The 21,872-nt window shown below is 49.0% G+C and carries 22 protein-coding genes; 21 read left to right on the top strand and 1 reads right to left on the bottom strand.

From position 1 onward, the window contains the following. Nucleotides 1–76: 76 nt before the first annotated feature. The gene (locus AS29_RS05005; protein ID WP_035408370.1) at nucleotides 77–1,540 is read right to left on the bottom strand and encodes a glycoside hydrolase family 68 protein; all 1,464 of its coding nucleotides are present in this window, start codon (nucleotides 1,538–1,540) and stop codon (nucleotides 77–79) included. Nucleotides 1,541–2,267: 727 nt separating this feature from the next. On the opposite strand from AS29_RS05005, the gene AS29_RS04995 reads away from it, so the two are divergent. The 21 genes from AS29_RS04995 to AS29_RS04895 all read left to right on the top strand — a co-directional run bounded on the left by AS29_RS04995 (nucleotide 2,268) and on the right by AS29_RS04895 (nucleotide 21,871). After that, nucleotides 2,268–3,581 carry a phenylacetate--CoA ligase family protein gene (locus AS29_RS04995; protein WP_035408366.1) on the top strand — a complete coding sequence of 438 codons (1,314 nt, stop codon included), beginning with the start codon at nucleotides 2,268–2,270 and terminating at the stop codon, nucleotides 3,579–3,581. Between the two features lie 141 nt (nucleotides 3,582–3,722). Further along, complete coding sequence (paaA, locus tag AS29_RS04990; protein ID WP_442854517.1) at nucleotides 3,723–4,637, top strand: 1,2-phenylacetyl-CoA epoxidase subunit PaaA; 915 nt, start codon at nucleotides 3,723–3,725, stop codon at nucleotides 4,635–4,637. A gap of 15 nt (nucleotides 4,638–4,652) precedes the next feature. Then, complete coding sequence (gene paaB / locus AS29_RS04985; protein WP_035408362.1) at nucleotides 4,653–5,006, top strand: 1,2-phenylacetyl-CoA epoxidase subunit PaaB; 354 nt, start codon at nucleotides 4,653–4,655, stop codon at nucleotides 5,004–5,006. Continuing rightward, a complete protein-coding gene (gene paaC, locus AS29_RS04980; protein ID WP_035408359.1) occupies nucleotides 5,003–5,827 on the top strand; it encodes a 1,2-phenylacetyl-CoA epoxidase subunit PaaC in 825 nt (274 codons plus the stop codon). The genes paaB and paaC overlap by 4 nt, the downstream gene beginning before the upstream one ends. Nucleotides 5,828–5,843: 16 nt before the next feature. Continuing rightward, nucleotides 5,844–6,335 (top strand): 1,2-phenylacetyl-CoA epoxidase subunit PaaD, encoded by a 492-nt coding sequence (gene paaD / locus AS29_RS04975; protein ID WP_035408357.1) that lies wholly within the window; start codon nucleotides 5,844–5,846, stop codon nucleotides 6,333–6,335. A 20-nt stretch (nucleotides 6,336–6,355) separates the two neighbouring features. Beyond that, the gene (locus tag AS29_RS04970; RefSeq protein ID WP_035408355.1) at nucleotides 6,356–6,661 is read left to right on the top strand and encodes an EthD family reductase; all 306 of its coding nucleotides are present in this window, start codon (nucleotides 6,356–6,358) and stop codon (nucleotides 6,659–6,661) included. Further along, nucleotides 6,654–7,424, top strand: a complete 771-nt coding sequence (locus AS29_RS04965) for an enoyl-CoA hydratase-related protein (RefSeq protein ID WP_035408353.1) — start codon at nucleotides 6,654–6,656, stop codon at nucleotides 7,422–7,424. The genes AS29_RS04970 and AS29_RS04965 overlap by 8 nt, the downstream gene beginning before the upstream one ends. A 9-nt stretch (nucleotides 7,425–7,433) precedes the next feature. Next, nucleotides 7,434–8,207: an enoyl-CoA hydratase-related protein gene (locus AS29_RS04960; protein ID WP_035408350.1), complete on the top strand. Its 774-nt coding sequence runs from the start codon at nucleotides 7,434–7,436 to the stop codon at nucleotides 8,205–8,207. Nucleotides 8,208–8,225: 18 nt separating this feature from the next. Continuing rightward, nucleotides 8,226–9,743, top strand: a complete 1,518-nt coding sequence (locus AS29_RS04955; protein WP_035408348.1) for an aldehyde dehydrogenase family protein — start codon at nucleotides 8,226–8,228, stop codon at nucleotides 9,741–9,743. Nucleotides 9,744–9,819: 76 nt separating this feature from the next. After that, complete coding sequence (locus AS29_RS04950) at nucleotides 9,820–10,674, top strand: 3-hydroxyacyl-CoA dehydrogenase (RefSeq protein WP_035408346.1); 855 nt, start codon at nucleotides 9,820–9,822, stop codon at nucleotides 10,672–10,674. A gap of 14 nt (nucleotides 10,675–10,688) precedes the next feature. After that, nucleotides 10,689–11,885: an acetyl-CoA C-acyltransferase gene (locus AS29_RS04945; RefSeq protein ID WP_035408344.1), complete on the top strand. Its 1,197-nt coding sequence runs from the start codon at nucleotides 10,689–10,691 to the stop codon at nucleotides 11,883–11,885. Nucleotides 11,886–11,896: 11 nt separating this feature from the next. After that, the gene (locus tag AS29_RS04940) at nucleotides 11,897–12,673 is read left to right on the top strand and encodes an enoyl-CoA hydratase-related protein (RefSeq protein WP_035408341.1); all 777 of its coding nucleotides are present in this window, start codon (nucleotides 11,897–11,899) and stop codon (nucleotides 12,671–12,673) included. A 98-nt stretch (nucleotides 12,674–12,771) separates the two neighbouring features. Continuing rightward, the gene (gene paaX / locus AS29_RS04935; RefSeq protein ID WP_035408436.1) at nucleotides 12,772–13,653 is read left to right on the top strand and encodes a phenylacetic acid degradation operon negative regulatory protein PaaX; all 882 of its coding nucleotides are present in this window, start codon (nucleotides 12,772–12,774) and stop codon (nucleotides 13,651–13,653) included. Nucleotides 13,654–14,156: 503 nt separating this feature from the next. Next, nucleotides 14,157–15,125 carry an NAD(P)H-dependent flavin oxidoreductase gene (locus AS29_RS04930; RefSeq protein WP_035408339.1) on the top strand — a complete coding sequence of 323 codons (969 nt, stop codon included), beginning with the start codon at nucleotides 14,157–14,159 and terminating at the stop codon, nucleotides 15,123–15,125. 139 nt (nucleotides 15,126–15,264) lie between these two features. Continuing rightward, nucleotides 15,265–16,260, top strand: coding sequence for an ABC transporter substrate-binding protein (locus tag AS29_RS04925; protein WP_035408337.1), 996 nt, complete (start codon nucleotides 15,265–15,267; stop codon nucleotides 16,258–16,260). A gap of 19 nt (nucleotides 16,261–16,279) precedes the next feature. Further along, a complete protein-coding gene (locus AS29_RS04920) occupies nucleotides 16,280–17,329 on the top strand; it encodes an ABC transporter permease (protein WP_035408335.1) in 1,050 nt (349 codons plus the stop codon). Continuing rightward, nucleotides 17,307–18,104 carry an ABC transporter ATP-binding protein gene (locus AS29_RS04915; RefSeq protein ID WP_035408333.1) on the top strand — a complete coding sequence of 266 codons (798 nt, stop codon included), beginning with the start codon at nucleotides 17,307–17,309 and terminating at the stop codon, nucleotides 18,102–18,104. Before AS29_RS04920 ends, AS29_RS04915 begins: the two co-directional genes overlap by 23 nt. A 130-nt stretch (nucleotides 18,105–18,234) precedes the next feature. Then, entirely contained in the window at nucleotides 18,235–18,642 is a 408-nt protein-coding gene (locus tag AS29_RS04910; protein ID WP_035408331.1) for a thioesterase family protein, read from the top strand. Then, nucleotides 18,639–19,787, top strand: a complete 1,149-nt coding sequence (locus tag AS29_RS04905; RefSeq protein WP_082883737.1) for a Leu/Phe/Val dehydrogenase — start codon at nucleotides 18,639–18,641, stop codon at nucleotides 19,785–19,787. Before AS29_RS04910 ends, AS29_RS04905 begins: the two co-directional genes overlap by 4 nt. A gap of 15 nt (nucleotides 19,788–19,802) precedes the next feature. After that, complete coding sequence (pdhA, locus tag AS29_RS04900) at nucleotides 19,803–20,873, top strand: pyruvate dehydrogenase (acetyl-transferring) E1 component subunit alpha (RefSeq protein ID WP_035408329.1); 1,071 nt, start codon at nucleotides 19,803–19,805, stop codon at nucleotides 20,871–20,873. Nucleotides 20,874–20,875: 2 nt separating this feature from the next. After that, nucleotides 20,876–21,871: an alpha-ketoacid dehydrogenase subunit beta gene (locus tag AS29_RS04895; protein WP_035408432.1), complete on the top strand. Its 996-nt coding sequence runs from the start codon at nucleotides 20,876–20,878 to the stop codon at nucleotides 21,869–21,871. Nucleotide 21,872: the final 1 nt, after the last annotated feature.

Raw genomic sequence — 21,872 nt, 5'->3', positions numbered from 1 at the left:
CAATTGCTCCTTTCTGGAATAGATAAAAGAAAATGGTGAGAATAAACTCACCATTTTCCGTTCTTCTTAAGTTGTCTTATTTAGACTTTTTTTCAACTGGGACTTCAAGCTGTCCCTGTTCAAGAATGCTATCTTTCACAACAGAAGTCTGATCGCCGTCAATGCTCAGTAAGAAGCTTGGTGCGAATGAAGATTTCTGATCCTCGAAGAATCCTCTGTTAGTAATGTAGCTTGTTACAACAAAGTCATCACCGGATTTTTGCGGAATTGCATAGTGTGCATAGTTGAACGTTTTGTCATTCGGGTCCAGGTCATGGTGAAGCACAATGCCTGTACCGTTCAGAGGCTTGAATTTCCCTGTTAGTGAATCTGCTACATAGCCAAGCATGTAGATATCTTCATTATCTACACCGTCGATTGTCATTTTAGCACCGCGTGTATCAGTGAAGAGGTACCATTTGCCTTCATGCTTGAAGATGTTTGGACGTTCGATTTCATCTGTTACGGTGTTGGAAGTAAGCAATGGCTTTTTCACGCTTTTCAAAGTGTAGTCATCGTTTAGTTCGATGATACCCATTGCTCCGTTTGCAAGCTCAGCTGTTTTCTTCTTATCACTGTTCATTAGCTTTTCTTTTTCCGCTTCATAGAAGGACTTATCTCCGCCGTAGTAGGCACGGTTAAATAAAGATTGTTCCCCTTGGTAGCCTGTTTCAGTACCTGTATTTGCTTCAAATACAAGATATTTTTTACCGTTTTCTTCAATATAGTGAGGATCTCTTAGCGTATGGTTATCGCCGGATTCCATTCCGCCGCCGTCCGTAAACTGCTTAATCGTTTGATAGAGTTCGCCGTCTCCGTCAAAGATGGACTTGTGGTCAGATACTCCGTTCACTTTCAATTCTTCGGATGCAGGCTGTGACATATTCACTTGCGCTGTTGTAATCGTTTGTTTGCCTGCTTCGCGATCAGAGCGGTTTGTGTAGAACAAACGCATTTCGCCATCTTCTGTCATAATCGCAGAACCGGACCAGTCCTGATCTTTGTTTTTCAGATGAGGATCATTAGGGTTCACTTTATCGTTCTCAAAAACTTTTCCGGCATTTTTCCAAGCGTCAATGGATTCATCACCTTTTTTCTTATAGAACATATAGATCGATGTATCATTTGCGTCTTTAGGGTCACCAGCAAGACCGAAAACGATGTCGTATCCTTTATAATCTGCAACGGTTCCGTCAGCGTTCGCTAGAGGCCAAGTGTCCCACACATCAAGCATGATCTTGTTTCCATCTTTATCATAGCCGACTGCAGATTCAATGTTTTTGATTTTCTTTTCGTCGAACTGAGGGACTGTGTAGCGCGCTTTATCTTTAGCGATTTGTCCTGGGATCTTGCCCATATCCTCACGGGTCAGTTCGCCCTGGCCGTATGTTTTATTTTGATCCTTGTATTCTTGAGCGAAAGCCTGAGCGCCCCCGCCTAATACTAAAGCAGAAGTAAGAGTTAATGCTGTCGTGCGTTTAAGAATCGTCTGGATGTTCATAATCGTCCTCATTTCTTAAATGTTTTAGTTAACTTTTCCTTCCGTAAAACTCAAGGGACAAGGGACTGTAAGAAATACATAAATGATGGCTGCATCTGTAAAACAAGTGACTGAACCACTTGAGCGCAGCATTTTGCAGAACCGGTTCCGCATGCAACTACAGAATAAAGGCTGTGCAGTTTCTCGTCAAACTGGCCAAAAGTAACCGTTCTAATATAATAATGGACTTTCTTTACATCTGCACATGACTAAAGATATAGATTTGGTAAAGGAAGGTGAGCAGTAAAATGAAAGACTATGTATTCGTTTACTTTTAATAGAAGGATTCATTAAATGTGGAACCGGTTCCTTTATGTTCGCGTTTCCAAGTCCCATGAATGGTGTGTTTCCGATGATCGGGAGAAAAGAAGGGGGTTGATTAGACTATTCAGAAAACGGGTGTTAATCAGTAAAAGTGGATGTGAACTGTTTTACATGCATATTACATTTGTGCCTGCTATGTTAAGGAGTTTGGTTCGAAAGATGGATTTTAGTATTTTCCGAATCAACAAGAAAAGCAGTGAACAAGCACCTGAATCGCTTTAAGTTATTAAAGATGGAATTTTCAGAAAGTAATTGACGCTCCTTTTCGAGCGATGTATGCTGAAAGTGCAAATATAACGTTTTTTAAATACGTCGATAAATAAACGTCATGTAAAAATGAAATATTACTTAAGGGGGCATATGGTTGATTTTTCATAGGGAAGAGACGCTTGCAAGGCATGCTTTGGAGGATCAGCAGCTGGAGGATTTGAAAAAAACGGTTCGCACTGTTTATGAGAAAAGCCCATTTTACAAGGAATGGTTGAGAAAAGCAGGTATTACCCCGGATCAGATTCAGCAGCTGAAAGATATACAAAAGCTGCCTTTTACTCAAAAAAAGCATTACCCGTTCGGATTATTTGCGGCAGATCGAAAGGATCTCATCCGTATCCATGCCTCTTCGGGCACGTCAGGAAAGCCGACGATTGTGGGGTATACGAAACAAGATATAGAAAGCTGGGCGGATTTAGCTGCAAGAGCGATCGCAATAGGAGGCGGGACGCCGGATGGGATTTTGCACAATGCCTATGGATACGGTCTTTTCACCGGCGGACTTGGACTGCATGCTGGCGGTGAAAGGCTTGGAATGGCCGTTGTCCCGGTATCCGTTGGGAATACAGACCGTCAAATTACGCTTATCGAGGATTTGCAGCCGGAGGTGATCTGCTGCACCCCTTCCTATGCGCTGAATATCGCGGAACGGATGAGGGAACTGGGGAAGGATCCGCGTTCATCCTCTCTTCAATACGGCATATTCGGAGCAGAGCCCTGGTCGGAGGAGATGCGAAGAACGCTTGAGGATCGGCTAGGCATAAAAGCATGCGATATTTATGGGCTGAGTGAAGTGATGGGGCCGGGGGTGGCGATGGAATGCCACGAAGCACAGGACGGACTTCATATAGCTGAGGATCATTTTCTGGCAGAGGTCATCGATCCGGACACTTTTGAGCCGGTACCTGATGGACAGCCTGGCGAGCTCGTATTCACGAGTTTGAAGAAAGAAGCAATTCCGATTATCCGCTACCGGACCGGAGACATTGCTTCCATTACGAGAAAGCCGTGCAAATGCGGGAGGACAACGGCGCGCATGTCCAGAATCAAGGGCCGTATTGATGACATGCTGATTATCAGAGGCATCAATGTATTTCCGTCAGAAATTGAGCACTACCTGATTACAGTACCTGAAATCAGCCCTCACTATCAGCTGCACCTTCACAAGCAGGGGCCGCTTGACGAAGTGACCCTGCATGTAGAAATAAACGATGGTCTTTACGCAGAGGTGAAGATGGATCTCACCCATGAGAAAATCGGTGAACTGCAGAGGCATATTCAGCAGCTGATGAGGTCATCCTGTCTTGTATCCATTGATGTGCGCATTCTTGCACCGAAGTCGATTCCAAGGTCGGAGGGAAAGGCTGTAAGAATAATAGATGCGCGTTTTCCTCAGGCTTTTGCGTAGCTTTAGGAAAATTATTGAATATAATATAATGATAATATATAATAACGTTATAAAATCGTCATATAATTTGAAAGGGGTATTGCGGTGAGCGTTACTTCCTCGTTTAATCAGCGGACCGACCAGGAGAAGTACAATCGGTTTATGGAGAGAATTGAAGCCGGCGAAAAAATTGAAGCAGACGACTGGATGCCGGATGATTACAGACTGACTTTGATCAAACTGATTTCCATGCATGGCATCAGCGAAATAATGGGAGCGCTTCCGGAAAAGGAATGGGTCCCTAAAGCCCCGTCCTTAAGGAGAAAGCTCGGCATTATGGCGAAGGTTCAGGATGAGATGGGGCACGGACAAATGCTGCTTCGCGTGACAGAAGACTTGATGGCTCCGCTTGGAAAAACAAGAGAAGACATAATGGAGGATCTGTTCAGCGGAGATTTAAAGTTTCATAATGTCTTCCACATGGAAGCCCCGACATGGGCGGATGCCGGGTTAATCGGCTGGCTCGTAGATGGTGCGGCTATTATTTCGCAGACAAATATGCTCGGAGCCTCTTATGGCCCTTATGCTAAAGCGCTGCAGCGAATCTGTGCGGAAGAGGTTTTCCATGCGCAGCACGGGGAATCCATTATTCTCGCATTAACAGAAGGAACGCCGGAACAGAAGGCGATGATCCAGGACTCCTTCAACCGCTGGTGGGAGGCGCTGCTTATGTTTTTCGGTCCGGCAAGTGCCGCCACAACCGGTTCATCCAAACAGGATACGACCATTAAGTACAAAATCAGAACGAAAACAAATGAACAGCTCCGGCAGGATTTTTTCACAAAGTATATCCCAAGGGTTCTTTCCATCGGTTTGACGCTTCCGGATGAAACGATGCACTTCGATGAAGATCAGAAGCTGTGGATTTACAAGCAGCCGGACTGGAATGAATTCAAAAACATCATTAAAAACAACGGGCCGAAATCGAAGGACCGCCTTCGTCTCCGCAAGCTCGCCTATGAAAACAATAAATGGGTGCTCGATGCCCTGAACATGAAAAGCCAGAATGCGATGTAGCAGGGGGTTGACCACATGACGGAAAAGCAAAGGACAGAGTTTTTTGAAGTGTTTGAGGTGTTCAGCAAGCGAACGCCATCGGCTGCTATGCAATACCAGTTCAGCCTGCTTGCACCGAACCATGAGCTGGCGGCCGTGATGGCTCAGGAAAACTTTATGCGCCGCGAGCCGGTTGCGGATATTTGGGTAGTCAAGCGGTCGGACATCCGGAAAATGACGGAGGATGAGCGCGAATCGCTCGCCCGGCTGGATAATAAAGATTACCGGACGACAAAAGGCTACGGCTATTTAAAGAAAAAATGGCGTGAATATGAGCAGGGGATGCTTGATGAAAAAGAGATTTTGTCCTGGGGTGAGGAGAGCAAATGACAATCGTTTACGATGCCCTTGAGGCAAAACAAAATGATGACTATAGGAAGGCTTTGTCAGAGCTCCTTTTCCAGCTTGCCGATGATGATTTCATCACGGCTTACAGAGGCTCGGAATGGCTCGGCCTTGCCCCGCATATTGAAGAGGATATCGCGTACTCTTCGATTAATCAGGATACGATGGGGCACGCGGCCATTTACTATCAGCTGCTCGAACAGCTCGGGTTTGGCCCGGCTGATGCTCTGGCCCATTCAAGGCCCGTTCATGAACGGAAGAACGCGATCATTTTAGAGGAGGTCAACGGTCCGGGTACCTATTTAGAGGAACCGAGGTATGACTGGGCATTCACGGTCGTACGAAACTATTTTTATGATCTCTATAAAAAAATTAAACTCGAATCCTTGAAAAACTCATCCTATGAACCTCTTGCTCAGGCGGCAGTGAAAATCAATATGGAGCAGTATTATCACTTAATGCACTGGGAAACGTGGTTCAGGCAGCTGACCCTTTCAGGAGGGGAAGCAAAAACGAGGATGGTAAGAGCCATTGAGAAGGTGTGGCAGGAATTTGAGGGAGTGCTGACGTTTGGGGCTATTGGCGGGGAGCTGGCGAAGCATGGGCTGATCGAAGGAGAAGAGCTGCTGAAGAAGCGTTTTTACTCCAAAATCAAGCTGATTTTTGAACAGGTTCAGCTTCCGGAGCCGGCACCAAGCGGCATGAAATCCGGCAACGGCCGGAATGGAGAGCACACGGAGGATTTAAAGTCGGCACTCGAGGTGTTATCGGAGGTATATCGAAGTGACCCTTCGGCTGTTTGGTAAGGGGGCATTCACACAAATGGAAAAAGAGATAAAAGACAAAATCCTCACGGTACTGCAAACCGTGAAGGACCCTGAAATCCCCTCTGTCAGTGTCATAGATCTCGGAATGATCGAGTCTGTTCACTATGAATCCGGTATTGCGACGGTGAAAGCATTGCCGACATTCATGGGATGCCCGGCCCTGGAAATGATCAAGAAGAATATTGTAAGCGCTATTATAATGCTGGATGTCGTCCAGTCTGTGCAGGTTGATTTCATTTACAGTCCGCCGTGGACCTCTGACCGGATCACCGATGAAGGCCGCGAACGGCTGAAGGAATTCGGTATTGCCCCGCCCCCGGTGTTATTTGAAGAAACCGGCATGTGGAAGGTGGATTGCCCCTATTGCGGTTCAGGTTATACAACCTTGGAAAATATATTCGGTCCGACAGCCTGCCGAAGCATTTTGTACTGCAAGTCGTGCAAGAACCCGTTTGAAGCGATGAAACCAATCTCTACTTTAATGTAGAAAAAAAGGAGAAGATGAACATGTTCAAAATGGTCGCCCTATTTAAAAAACCAGAGGATACACAAAGCTTTGATGAGTACTACTTCAACACTCACATTCCGCTGACACAGAAAATCCCCGGCCTTCAGGACGTGAAAATCACGAAAATCACCGGTTCTCCAATGGGTGAGAGCGAGTACTACTTAATGTGCGAAATGTTTTATGAAAGCAAGCAGGCATTCAAGGAAGCGTCTAAAACAGACGAATCCAAAGCTTCAGGAAAGGACGTTATGAAATTTGCAGGAAACCTTGTCACCTTCTTCTTCGGTGAAGAGCATAATGGATAACCTGCTTGAAACGGCGGTGCACGGAAACATCGGCCTGATTACGCTGAACCGGCCAAAGGTTCTGAATGCACTCAATCGGCAAATGATCCGCGAAATTGCGGAAACGCTGGAAGAATATGACCGGCGCGACGATGTCCGGGTGACCGTTCTGACCGGAAGCGGCAGAGCGTTCGCAGCGGGAGCCGATATCGATGAAATGGCGAATGAAGACCCTGTCCGCATCGAGCTGCTCAACCAGTTTGTGGATTGGGACCGGATTACCGTCATCAAGAAGCCGATCATCGGGGCGGTTCATGGCTTCGCTTTAGGCGGAGGGTTTGAACTGGCTCTTGCCTGCGACCTGCTGTTTGCTGCGGACACCGCGAAATTTGGTTTTCCGGAAGTGAATCTCGGCGTCATGCCGGGAGCCGGCGGAACACAGCGGCTGACAAAGCTGATGGGGAAAACGAAGGCACTCGAGTACATTTGGACAGGGGAAACGATGACCGCACAGGAAGCCGAGCGCTTTGGAGTCGTCAACCGCCTGTACGCACCGGAGCTTTTAATAGAAGAAACGATGAAATTTGCAGCCAGCCTGGCAGAAAAAGCGCCGCTTTCCATCCGTTTAAGCAAAGAGGCCGTATACAAGGCGCTGGATTACTCCGTTTATGAAGGGATGCAATTTGAACGGAAGAACTTCAGTCTGCTTTTTTCATCAGAAGACCAGAAAGAAGGCATGAGCGCGTTCCAGGAAAAGCGGCGTCCTTCATTTAAGGGGAAATAGGGGGTCTGTATGTACGAAGCGATTAAGTTTGAAACGAAAAACGGCGTTGCATGGCTTACTCTAAACCGGCCCGATAAACTAAATGCTTTTACCGCGCAGATGAATAAAGAAATCACTCAGGCATTAAAGGGAGCAGCTTCGGATGAAGCCATCCGCTGTGTAGTGATCACTGGTGAAGGAAGGGCATTCTGTTCGGGTGAGGATTTGGGAAGCATCGGGGAAGAAACGAATCATGGAGATATTTTAAGGAACCGCTACAATCCGATGGTCCGGGCGCTGGCTGCTTTTGAAAAACCGGTCATTGCAGCTGTCAATGGCGTGGCAGCGGGTGCCGGGTTCAGTTTGGCGCTAGCCTGTGATTTTCGAATTGCTTCAGAGAAAGCGAGTTTTATTCAATCGTTTATCCACGTCGGACTTGTCCCTGATTCCGGGAATCACTATTACCTTCCAAGAATCGTAGGAACCGCTAAAGCGCTGGAGCTTGCGATTCTTGGTGAAAAAGTGGCCGCTCAGCAGGCGAAGGATCTTGGTCTCGTCTACCGCGTAACAGAACCCGAGCTGCTGCAGCCGGAAGTGACTGCATTTGCTGAAAGACTGGCGGCTATGCCGACTGCCGCTATCGGCCTGATTAAACGGGCCATCAGGGACAGCTTCACCTCAAGCCTTGATGACATGCTTGAAAAGGAAGCGCAGTATCAGCGGATCGCCGGTCTTTCAGCTGACCACCGCGAAGGGACCGAAGCCTTTTTAGAAAAAAGAAAACCGCAGTTTTCCGGAAAATAAAAATCAGGAGTGATGAACATGAGTACAGTTAAAGACAAAAAGTTCGAAACATCTCCAACAATTCGCGAAACGTATCAGCTATTGATTAATGGGGAACGGGTGGACAGCAAATCAGATGAAACCTTTACTACATACAACCCGGCAACCGGTGATGCCGTAGCGGTTGTGGCGAAAGCCTCCATTGAAGACGCAGACCGCGCTGTCAAAGCAGCAAGAGCCGCTTTTGACAGCGGCAAATGGAAGCGTACCCCAATCGGCAAACGCTCCCGCGTACTGAACAAAATTGCTTCAATTATGAGATCGCGATTCAACGAACTGGTCGAGCTTGAAATTCTCGATACGGGAAAAGCCCTGTCAGCTGCTCAGGGCCAGGTTATGCAGGCGATTGAGGATTTCGAATTTTACGCAGGGGCGATCGTCGGCCACCGCGGTGATGTTAACAACGTTCCGGGTCAATTTTTCAACTATACTCAAAAGGAGCCGGTCGGCGTCTGCGCGCAAATTATTCCTTGGAACTATCCGTTGATGATGGCAGCGTGGAAGGTCGCTCCGGCTATCGCGGCAGGCTGCTGTGTTGTATTGAAGCCGGCAAGCCTGACTCCGCTTACGGCCATCGTCCTTACAGAGATCTGCCATGAAGCGGGACTTCCTCCTGGAGTCGTCAACGTAATACCGGGAGCAGGCTCGACGATCGGAAATTACCTCGTTGAGCATCCGGAAGTGGATAAAGTGGCCTTTACCGGATCTACCCCAATCGGAAAAGATATTATGGCCAAAGCAAGCCAGACACTGAAGCGGGTTACACTTGAGCTTGGCGGGAAATCCCCGAACATCGTATTCGAAGACGCGGACATCGAGGCGGCAGTCGCAGGCTCCCTTTACGGAATCTTCTACAACACCGGCCAGTCCTGTGAAGCGAGATCCCGCCTTTATGTCGAAGAAAGCATCTATGACGAGTTCATGGAAATATTTACGGAAAAGGCGAAAAAGCTGAAGCTTGGCAACCCTTTTAATGAAGAAACGCATATTGGTGCAATCATCAGCAAGGATCAGCTTGAAACAATCGATGGCTACGTTCAATCGGCAATTGCGGACGGAGCGACAATTGTGACAGGCGGAAAAGCAGCGACGGTGGAAGGCTTTGAGGATGGATACTGGTATGAGCCGACCATCATCACGAACGTGAATCATGACATGAAATCCGTTCAGGAGGAAATTTTCGGACCGGTCGTCGTGGTGATGAAATTTAATGGAGAAAAAGAAGCGCTGGCCCTTGCCAATGATACGATTTATGGCCTTGGTTCAGCGATTTGGACGACAAACCAGGCGCGCGCTACCCGCGTGGCAAACGAAATCAAAGCTGGCATCGTGATGGTGAACAGCCCGATTTCCGCTTTCCCTGGGACACCGTTCGGCGGCTACAAACAGTCCGGATTCGGACGCGAGCTTTGCGTCGAAACCCTTGATTTGTATACCGAAACGAAAAGTGTCCTTTCATACTTCGGCACCCGTCCGCTGAATTTCTTTAACGTATAAAAGGCAAGTCCAATAGCGAGCGTTTTCCCATCTTGGGGGCCGCTCGCCTTTTTTCTATAAAAGGGGGAAACCGATCGTGATCGAACAAATAATGGTTGCCGGCTCCGGGGTTATGGGAAGAGGCATCGCCTATGTAGCCGCTGCAGGCGGTTTTCAGGTTGTGCTGGCAGATGTGAAGGAAGAAGCACTGGAGAGTGCCAAACAAGAAATTGATCTCATCTTCCGGAAGGCGCTCAGCCGGGAAATCATGACGGAGGATCAGGCTGCTGAAGCAAAGGCGCGGCTGGTCTACTCCGCAAGTCTTGAAGAGGCGGCAAAGCATGCTGACCTGATAATAGAAGCTGTTCCTGAGAAAAAAGAAATCAAGCAGGCGGTTTTTGAGATATTCGACGCCAATGCACCGTCGCATTGCCTTTTTGCTACGAACACCTCGACGATGAGCCCGACCGAAATCGGATCCTTTACAAAGCGGCCGGAAAACGTCATCGCGATGCACTTTTTCAATCCTGTACATAAAATGCCTCTCATTGAAATCATCAGAGGCCTTGAAACGAGCGATGAGACGGCTGATGCGATTCAGGCTGCGGCCAAAAAAATGAAGAAGGAAACCGTTATGATCAATGAATTCCCGGGCTTTGTCACGAGCAGAATCAGTGCCCTCGTCGGGAACGAAGCGTTCTACATGCTTCAGGAAGGCGTCGGTTCGGCAGAAGAAATCGACAAAGCCATCCGCCTCGGGCTGAACTATCCGATGGGGCCGTTTGAGCTTGGAGACCTTGTAGGGCTGGATACAAGGCTGAATAACCTGAACTATCTGCATGCCACGCTTGGAGAAAAGTACAGACCGGCACCGCTCCTTGTTCAATACGTGAAAGCGGGAAGACTCGGACGCAAATCAGGGAAAGGCGTTTATGACTACACAGATAAATAAAGGAGGAACCTGCTGTGCATGAAGCAGTCATTGTTGATGCCCTCCGGACGCCGATCGGCCGGTATAAAGGGGCTCTAAAAACCATTCGGCCAGATGATTTAGGTGCGATTGTCATAAGAGGACTTCTTGAACGGAACAAAGGGGTAGAAGGCATTGAAGAAGTCGTATTCGGATGTGCGAACCAGGCGGGAGAGGATAACCGAAACGTCGCGCGCATGTCCGCGCTTCTTGCCGGTCTGCCTGTTGAAACGGCCGGCACCACCATCAATCGGCTGTGCGGTTCAGGACTAGATGCCGTAAACTATGCGGCAAGGGCCATTTTAGCAGGAGAAGGGGATATTTACATTGCGGGCGGAACGGAAAGCATGACGCGCGCGCCATTCGTGATGGGCAAGCCCGAATCTGATTTTCCAAGAGGAAGCATGGAGCTGCTGGATACAACCATTGGATGGCGCTTTATCAATAGAAGGCTGGAAGAGAAGTACGGCACAGATTCCATGCCGGAAACGGCCGAAAACGTGGCGCAGCAGTTTGGCATCACAAGAGAGGAACAGGATCAGTTTGCCTATGAAAGTCAGATGAAAGCGGCAAAAGCAATGGAAAGCGGCCGGTTTCAGCAGGAAATCATTCCGGTTTCCATCCGCGACCGAAAAGGAAATGAACATTCGGTGGTTCAGGATGAACATCCCCGTCCGGAAACGGTTCTCGAAAAACTGGCATCACTCAAGCCGCTGTTTCCGGGTGGTACCGTAACAGCAGGAAATGCATCTGGAGTAAATGACGGGGCGGCTGCCCTGCTGATGATGAGCTCAGAGAAAGCGAGAGAGCTTGGATTACAGCCGCTCGCAAAATACAAGGTTTCAGCGGTTGCCGGTCTCGAACCGTCCATCATGGGAATGGGACCGGTGCATGCTGTAAAAAAGGCGCTGTCCCGTGCCGGCCTAACCGTCGGCGATATTGGGCTGACAGAACTGAATGAAGCCTTCGCCTCCCAATCGCTGGCATGCATAAAGGAACTCGGATTGGACCGGCAGAAGGTCAACGTCAACGGCGGCGCCATTGCGTTCGGCCATCCCCTCGGAGCAAGCGGAGCGCGAATTTTAACGACCCTTTTATACGAAATGAAAAGGCAGCGCGTTCAATTCGGACTCGCCGCCATGTGTGTCGGCGTAGGGCAGGGTATTGCGACAATTATTGAAAACATTGAATAGGAGGAAACGCGTTGAAAAACCTGATTTTTGAAAAGAAAAACGGAATTGCGTATGTCACCCTGAACCGTCCCGAATCGCTGAACTGCTTTAACTTTGAGATGCTGTCTGAGCTCGGTGTATTGACTGAGGAACTTCGTCATGACCGGGAAATCAGGGTTGTCATTTTTACAGGGGCCGGCGATAAATCCTTCAGCTCCGGCGCTGATCTAAAGGAAAGACTCACACTTGGCGAAGATGACGTTCGGCGCAATGTGCTCAAAATCAGAACCGTCTTTCATGAAATTTCCAAGCTCCCTCAGGTGACCATTGCGGCAGTTAACGGCTACGCATTTGGCGGAGGATTCGAGCTGATGCTTGCCTGTGATTTCCGTCTTGCAGCCGGTCATGCGAAAATGGGCCTGACGGAAACAAGCTGGGCTATCATTCCCGGAGCGGGAGGAACACAGCGGCTGCCTCGTTTAATTGGCGAAGCCCGGGCAAAGGAACTGATTCTGACCGCAAGAAAAATGGATGCCGAGCAGGCTTATCAGTACGGTATTTTAACAAGGACCGTCCCGGGACCGGAATTGATGAAGGAGTGCGAGCACCTCGCCCAGGAAATTTTAAGAAACGGACCCGTTGCGGTGGAGCAGGCAAAATACGCGATCAGAGCTGGAATGGAAACGGATCTGGAGAGCGGCCTGAACATTGAAGCGGAAGCATACGAGCAAACCATTCCAACCTATGACAGAAGAGAAGCGCTTCTCGCCTTTTCCGAAAAACGGGCTCCCGAATTTATGGGCAAGTAAAGGAAAGGTATTGACAGAAGCTAACATTTCATTGTCAAATGGAGGATAATAGAGCGCTTAACTTTTGACAGAGAGTAGTGAACGCAATGAACAGCACCATCAACACGAGATCGATGATCTTTACTTTATACGGAGATTACATCCGTCATTACGGCAATGAAATATGGATCGGGAGCCTGATCCGCCTCCTCAAGGAATTCGGGCACAACGAACAGTCAGTCCGCGCCGCCATTTCAAGAATGAACAAGCAGGGCTGGGTCACATCAAAAAAAATCGGCAACAAAAGCCACTACTTTTTAACTGAACGCGGCTCCATCCGCATGGAGGAAGCAGCCAAGCGAATCTTCAAGCTCAGCCCCGATCAATGGGACGGCAAATGGCGGCTCTTCATCTACTCCATCCCGGAAGAAAAGCGCGCCATCCGCGACGAACTGCGCAAGGAACTCGTCTGGAGCGGCTTCGGAACCATGGCCAACAGCTGCTGGGTATCCCCCAACGAACTGACAAAAGAAGTCTATGCCCTCATGGACAAATATGAAATCCGTCCATATGTGCACTTCTTCGTATCCCAATACGACGGGCCCCATGAAAACAAAAAGCTCGTCGAAGAATGCTGGGACCTAAACGAAATCAACAACCGCTACGAAGCCTTCATCGCCGAATACAGCCAAAAATACATCATCGACAAAAACAAAATCCAAAAAGGCGAAATGACCGACGCCGAATGCTTCGTCGAACGCACAAAACTCGTCCACGAATACCGCAAATTCCTATTCAGCGACCCCGGTCTTCCCGAAGAACTGCTCCCTGAAAAATGGCTAGGCAGCCACGCCGCCTCCCTTTTCAGCAGCTACTACCGGGAACTCGCCGAACCGGCAAGCCGCTTCTTTGAAGAGGTATTCCAAGAGGGCAATGAGCTGACCAATAAGGACTCCGAATATGACGTGTTTCAGCATCCTTTGCTGGTGGAGGAGAAGTAGGGTGGGCGACAGTTAACAACTCTGCTTGCACTGACCCTCAGCACAGCAACGCGCCGGGGGAATGAGCAAGGAGCGGACGAACCCTTATCCCAGCTGACTTGGAAAGAAGGGGGGACGGAGGTTTCGTGCTTTAGCAGGGCGGGGGTCAGTGCAGTGCACTGACCCTCAGTATAGTAACGCACTGGGGGAACAAGCATAGAGTGCGTCGACCGTTATCCCAACTGACTTGAACAGCAGGGGGGACGGAGGTTTCGCGCTTTAGCAGAGCGGGGGTCAGTGCAAAAAGTTTCCGCGCACTCTGTAAATACAGTAAACACACGGTGCCAGTCCCCACAATCTTCACCGTAGCGGGGGACAGAGGGGGCCCTCTTCAAACCCTTGCACAGCAAGGGTTTGAAAATCAGGTGCCATAGCTTTAGCACACTAATAGAGCGCGGGTCAGGCACCCCCTCCGATGTCACCTAAAATGTAAGCGTTACCAAACTAATAAAGGAGCACCCACCATGAACAAACTATGCAAAATCTTAAATATCGAAGTCCCCATCATCCAAGGCGGTATGGGGAACATCAGCAATGCTCAGCTGACTGCGGCTATTTCTGAGGCTGGTGCACTTGGGACGATTGGGGCGGGTACCCGCTCGCCCGATGAAGTGGAAAGGATCATACTGGAGACGAAGGAGCGGACGGACCGCCCTTTTGCTGTGAATATTGCTCTTTCAGTGTCCGGGCATGCAAAGGAAATTGCCGGGTTGATTGTTAAGCATAAGGTGCATGCTGTATCGCTTTCTGCCGGGAATCCGGCTCCGTTCACGCCTTACTTTAAGGAGCACGGGGTAAAGGTGCTGGCGGTAACGGCGTCTGTGAAACAGGGGAGGAAGGCGGAGGCAGGAGGAGCTGATGTCGTAATTGGTGAAGGCTATGAAGCGGCAGGTTTGAATTCCCCTTTGGAAACGACGACGCTTACCCTGATTCCGCAGCTGGTGGATGCTGTACAGATTCCGGTGGTGGCTGCCGGCGGGATCGGCGATGGCAGGGCCCTTGCAGCAATGCTTGCCCTTGGAGCGGAAGGAGTTCAGATGGGGACGCGTTTTATTGCGACGAAGGAAGCGCCGTTTTCTCCTCTTTATAAAGAGCGTCTTCTTGAGGCGGATGATGCGGGGACGATGATTATTGGCCGTTCAGTTGGCCGGGTGAGAAGGGTCCTGAAAAATTCTTACACGGGCTTGATCATCGAACGGGAGCGCGAGGGGATGACACTTGAAGAATACAATAAGCAAACAAATGAGGATTTCCATATTGCTGGTGCCATACATGGCAATGAACAAGAGGGGTATTGGAACAGCGGCCAAATTGCCGGGCTGATAAAACAAGTTCCTTCAGTAAAGGATTTAATCTTGGGTATGAAGCAAGAGATGGAGGAAACGATCGGCAGACTGGGTGTTTATCGGGTACCGTCTACCCGTATAGAATAAGAATTTTCAATATTCTAAAAATAGATTGACGGGCTAATTTCCTGATGATACCATTACGGTGAAATAACGAAGTTCATATTTTCGGCACGCGATTTTCAATTTTTTTCAAAAAGAAGCTGTACATTAAAGGGGGATCTTAATGGGGAAGAAAACGAAAGTTTGGCTGGGTATGGCAGTGGCAGCCGGTCTGATGCTAAGCGGCTGCGGAAATAAAGAAGGCGCTTCCGGAGAAACAGGCGGTGACGGTGCGGGCAAAACGTATAAAATCGGTGTTACCCAGATTGTCGAGCATCCATCCTTGGATGATGCGTATAAAGGATTCAAAAAAGCGCTCGAGGATAAAGGGATTAAAGCTGAATTTGATGTAAAAAATGCCCAGGGCGATGCCAGTACGAATACGACGATCGCCACGACCCTGGTGAGCCAGAAGCCCGATCTCATCTTTGCGAACTCCACACCAAGCTCCCAGGCAGCATTAAGTGCTACGAAAGATATTCCGATCATCTTCAGCTCTGTAACAGATCCGGTCGGAGCTGAGCTGGTCGCCTCTCTTGATAAACCCGGCAGCAATGTAACGGGCACCATTGATTCTCACCCTGAAGCCATTCCAAGTACAATGAAATTCATAAAAGAAGAGCTTGGCGGCAAGAAAGTAGGCATGCTCTACAATGCCGGCGAGCAGAACTCTGTATCCCAGGTTGAATCCGTTAAAAAAGTGATGGGGGAATTGGGCCTTGAACCGGCCACTGCCTCTGTATCCACAACCGCAGATGTGAAGCAGGCTGCTGAATCACTAGCCGGAAAAGTGGATGCCTTTTATATCGTTACCGATAACACGGTGATTTCAGCCATTGAGTCTGTTGTCTCCGTTTCAAATGACAAAAAAATCCCGCTGCTGACGGCAGATCTCGATTCCCTCAAACGGGGAGCTTTCGCGGCATATGGATTCCAATACTATGATATTGGATATCAGGCAGGCGAAATGGCTGCGCAGGTTCTTGAAGGCAAGAAACCAGGTGAAATTCCAGTTGAGGTGCCAGGCAAGCTGAAGCTGATGATGAATAAAAAAGCAGCGGAAGCCATGGGAATCAAAATCAAGCCGGAATGGGACAAAATGGCGGAATATACGGAATAACAGTTAGGGGCGATTCAACATGTTTTCTGCATTATTCGGTTCAGTAGAATTGGGCATTATTTATGCAATTATGGCGCTTGGTGTCTATCTTTCCTTCAGGGTACTGGATTTTCCCGACCTGACCGTGGACGGAAGCTTTGTGACGGGTGCCTCTGTGGCAGCCGCCATGATTGTCCTGGGATTTAATCCAGTTGCTGCGACCGCTGCCTCGATTGCGGCCGGCTTCGCAGCGGGATGTATGACAGGGGTTCTGCATACGAAAGGAAAAATCAATCCGCTTCTTTCGGGAATACTCATGATGATTGCCTTGTATTCGATCAATCTGCGGATTATGGGAACGACGTCTGAAACGTCAATCGGGGTTCCGAATATCCCTCTGCTAAACTCGGAAACGATTTTCACAGCCATCTCTGATTTTACAAAGAATATCGGCATTGATGCTCCTCTGAACAGCCTGCTTTCAAGTATAGGGCTCGGAGGCAGTCTTCCTTCAGGATGGGGCATCCTCCTGTTCATGCTGATTGTTACATTTTTCATTAAATGGCTGACAGACCGCTTCCTTAAGACAGAAACAGGCCTGGCGATTCGGGCAACCGGAGACAATCAGCGGATGATCCGGAGTTTTTCAGCCAATACGGACTCCCTGATCATTTTGGGGTTGGGGCTATCAAATGCGCTGGTCGCCCTGTCCGGAGCGCTCGTTGCCCAATATGCCAAGTTTTCGGACATCGGCATGGGGATTGGAATGATTATTATTGGTCTCGCATCTGTCATTATCGGCGAAGCCATATTCGGAACAAAAACGATTGCGAGAACGACGCTTGCCGTTATTGGCGGGGCGGTCATCTACCGCATCGTGATCAGTCTTTCTCTTCAAGTCGAAGGGCTTGATACCGGTGATCTGAAGCTCATTACCGCCGTGATTGTTATTTTTGCCCTCATCATGCCAAAGGTGATGGAGCAGCGCCGCCAGAAGAAACGCAAAGCGCGGAGATACAAAGAACGGATGCAAGACCTTCACGGTGTAAATGGAGAGGGGGAGGCCATTGCTGCATCTAAAGCAGATTAACAAAATTTTTAATGAAGGAACACTCGATGAGAAAATCGCCCTCGATTCAATTAATCTATCATTGGAGAAAGGCGATTTTGTTACCATCATCGGTAGCAATGGAGCCGGTAAATCAACGGTCATGAACGTGATTTCCGGCGTCCTGCCGCCCGATACCGGTATCGTTGAAATTGAAGGGAAGGATGTAACCGCGCTTCCTGAATACAAGCGCTCCAAACTGATCGGTAGGGTTTTCCAGGACCCGATGGCAGGAACCGCGCCTTCTATGACTATTGAGGAAAATCTGGCGATGGCTTATTCGAGAAACAAAAAACGGGGGTTTGGAACCGCGGTTACAAAAAAACGCCGTGACTTTTTTAAAGAGTCGCTAGAATCGCTGCATCTTGGCCTTGAGGATCGCATGAATGCCAAAGTCGGCATGCTCTCCGGGGGAGAGAGACAGGCACTTTCCCTGTTGATGGCGACCTTTACAGAGCCTTCAATTCTTTTGCTGGATGAGCATACGGCAGCACTGGATCCGTCCAGAGCGGAGCTCATTACCAATTTAACAAGGGAAATTGTCAGCAAATACGGACTGACGACGCTTATGGTGACACATAATATGCAGCAGGCGCTGGATCTTGGCAACCGGCTGATCATGATGGATAAAGGGCAGATTATTTTATCAGTGGATGAAGAGAAGAAAAAGGAGCTTACTATTGAAAAATTAATGAGCGAGTTCCAGCGAATACGGGGCGAGCAGATGGCAAATGACAGGGCTTTGCTGAATGCATGAAAGGAAGGAGTAAAATCCTTCTTTTTTTTGATTGAAAATTATATAACGAAATGATAAGATTGCGTTAAATAAACGTTATTAACAATTATTGTAATATTATGTCGAATTCAGCGTGTAAAGGCGGGGTTAGATGAAAAAGGGGATGGAGCTTGGCTGCCAGGCTGCCTGCGAAGTGATGGTTACACCGGATATGTTCGCTCAATTTGAGGGGAAGGTTGTTCATCCCGTCTATTCCACTGTCTCGATGGTACACAGTATGGAGTGGGCATCGAGGAAGATCATTCTTCCTTTTTTGGAGGATTGGGAAGAGGGAATGGGGGCCTCGGTAAAGCTGAAGCATATTGCGCCTGCGGGTGAGGGGTCGCTTGTACGGGTGGTCGCAACGCTTGTGAAAAAAGAGAGAAACCTGGTTTACACGGATGTTGAAGCGTATACGGATAACAGGCTTATTGGAAAGGGAGAAGTGGTTCAGGTCATCCTGCAGAAGGAAGAAATCTCTTCAAAAATTCAGCAGGCTCTTGAGGGAGGAAGGAAATGAAAGCGTTTACTTTATTGGAGGAACGGGGGACAGCGGGAATGGATGTATTCGCTAAAATCAGCGGACACGAGCAAGTGGTGTTCTGCAACGATCCCCATACAGGGTTAAAAGCGATTATCGCGATACATAACACAACTCTCGGACCGGCACTTGGCGGATGCAGAATGCTGCCATATGCCAATATAGATGAAGCGATGAATGATGTTCTGCGGCTATCCAAAGGCATGACCTATAAATGTGCAGCAGCGGATGTGGATTTCGGCGGGGGGAAATCTGTTATTCTCGGGGATCCGCTGACAGACAAATCACCGGAAATGTTCCGGGCTTTCGGGCAGTTTGTCGAATCGCTGAAGGGCCGGTTTTATACGGGAACGGATATGGGCACGTCACCGGAGGATTTCGTCCATGCCTCGAAGGAAACGCATTGCATCGTCGGCATTCCTGAAGAATACGGCGGCAGCGGTGACTCCTCTGTTCCGACTTCACTCGGAGTTATTTATGGCATTAAAGCCACTAATAAGGCGGTTTGGGGAGATGATGCGCTTCAGGGAAGAACGTATGCCATTCAGGGGCTTGGGAAGGTCGGCTTCAAGGTGGCGGAGCGTCTTCTTGAGGAAGGGGCAGATGTCTTTGTGTCCGACATTAACGAAGCGGCGATCGAGCTGCTGAATCAAAAAGCAAAAGGGCTTCCGGGGTCGGTTAAGGCGGTGAAGGGTGACGAAATTTATGCAGTGGATGCTGATGTTTTCGTTCCGTGTGCCCTTGGAGGAATACTTAATGATCATACAATCGGGATGCTGAAGGTGAAGGCGGTAGCGGGCTCTGCCAATAATCAGCTCGAAAGGGAGGAGCACGGAGGGGACCTTTGGAGAAGGGGGATCCTTTATGCCCCGGATTACATCGTGAATGCCGGAGGACTGATTCAAGTGGCCGATGAGCTGTACGGCCCGAATAAGCAGCGGGTGCTGACGAAAACAAAAGCCATTTACACCTCCCTTTTAGAGGTCTACAAACATTCCGAGGACCGTAGCATTTGTACAGCAGAAGCCGCGGATCTTTTCTGTGAACAGCGGATTGAAGCAAGAAAGAATCGCAGCAGCTTTTTTACGGCAAATCAGAAACCGAAGTGGAACGTTAAACGATAACGCGGAGGGGAAAGCATGGAAAACGGATTTGAAATGATTCAGATTATGGATGAAAACGGGAATCTTGTAAACGAGGAATTTAAATCCTATATCTCAGAGTCTCTTACAAAGGAAATGTATGAAAAAATGATTCTCGTACGGACGTTTGACCGGAAAGCGATCTCTCTGCAAAGACAGGGGCGCCTTGGCACGTATGCTCCGTTTGAAGGCCAGGAAGCGGCGCAGGTCGGCAGCGCCTCTGCTCTGAAGGAACGCGATTGGCTGTTTCCGACCTATCGTGACCATGCTGCCGCAATTACCTTCGGCCACTCGCTTCCGCATGTTTTGTTGTATTGGAACGGAAGAATGGAAGGCTGCACCGTTCCAAGCGGGAAACGAATTTTTCCTCCGGCTGTACCGATTGCCACCCAGCTTCCGCATGCTGCGGGGGCGGCTCTTGCTGAGAAACGCAGAGGAACCGGCAATGCCGCCATCGTTTATTTTGGCGATGGGGCGACCTCTGAAGGAGATTTCCACGAGGGACTTAATTTTGCGAGTGTTTTTAAATCTCCGGTTGTCTTTTTTAATCAAAATAATCATTTTGCGATTTCCGTGCCGATTGAAAAACAGATGAATTCTAGGACAATAGCTCAGAAGTCTGTTGCCTACGGCATTCCGGGCTACAGAATCGACGGCAATGATATTTTCGCGGTTTATTTTTATACGAAACAGGCTCTCGAACGCGCCAGGCAAGGAGAGGGGCCGACATTGCTTGAGGCCGTGACGTGGAGATACGGTGCCCACACGACAGCGGACGATCCGAAGAAGTACAGAAATCAGGAGGAAAGCCTGAGCAAAAAAAGGACGATCGATCCGCTTCTCCGGCTTGAGCGCTATATGAAAAATGAGGGAATCTGGGAGGACGATTGGGCTAACCTCGTGCAAAAGGAAGCAGAGGAACAGATCGAAGGAGCCGTTGCCGAAATGGAAGCCTTCCCTCCGCCTGATGTCAATGATTTGTTTGACCATGTATTTGCGGAGCCAACCTGGACGATTCGGGAGCAGAAGGAAGAATACATGAACCAAATAAGAGGTGCAGGCCGATGAGTATGGAAATGAGAGTGAAAACAAACAAGCTGACAATGGTTCAGGCTGTTACGGATGGTCTCCGTACGATGCTTCAAAAGAAGGAAGAAGTGGTGCTGCTTGGCGAGGATATCGGCAGCAACGGCGGGGTATTCCGCGCAACAGAAGGGCTGATGGAGGAGTTTGGGGAAGAGCGGGTGATGGATACCCCGCTAAGTGAAGCGGGGCTAATGGGGACTGCAATCGGCATGGCAATCAATGGGATGATTCCGGTAGCGGAGATCCAGTTCCTCGGATTTATCTATCCGGCGTATGAGCAAATCGCAACCCATGCAACCAGAATCCGAATGAGAACGATGGGGAAATACACGGTTCCAATGGTGATCCGAGCTCCGTACGGTGCCGGAATACGGGCGCCGGAAATTCATTCTGACAGCGCAGAAGCCCTGTTTACCCACATGCCTGGAATGAAGGTTGTTTGTCCGTCCACTCCATATGATGCAAAAGGCTTGCTCATCGCAAGCATCGAAGATCCGGATCCCGTTCTCTTCCTTGAACCGTTAAGGCTCTACCGTGCAGGCAAGGAAGAGGTGCCGGAGGGTGAATACAGAGTGGAAATCGGGAAAGCGGCCAGGCGGAGAGAGGGCAGCGACGTGACCCTGATCGCCTGGGGAGCGATGGCAGTCCAGGCCTCCAAGGCTGCCGAGAAGCTTGAGCAGACGGGAGTCAGCTGTGAAGTGATTGATTTAAGAACACTCTATCCGCTGGATAAAGAAACGATAGCAGAATCTGTGCAGAAAACAGGCAGAGCGGTTATCGTTCAGGAAGCACATGCTACCGGGGGACTGGCAAATGACGTGATGGGTGTTATCAATGATACGTCTTTTCTATACCTGCGGGCACCGATTACAAGAGTGAGCGGTTTTGATGTACCTGTTCCATTTTTTTCACTGGAGGAGCACTATCTTCCTGATACGGAACGAATCATTCAGGCGGTTGAAAAAGTCATTCACTATTAAA

The organism is Bacillus sp. SJS (assembly GCF_000732485.2).
In the GTDB taxonomy this organism is placed as follows: Bacteria; Bacillota; Bacilli; order Bacillales; family Bacillaceae; genus Metabacillus_B; species Metabacillus_B sediminis.
This window is presented reverse-complemented; position numbering and strand designations above follow the sequence as displayed.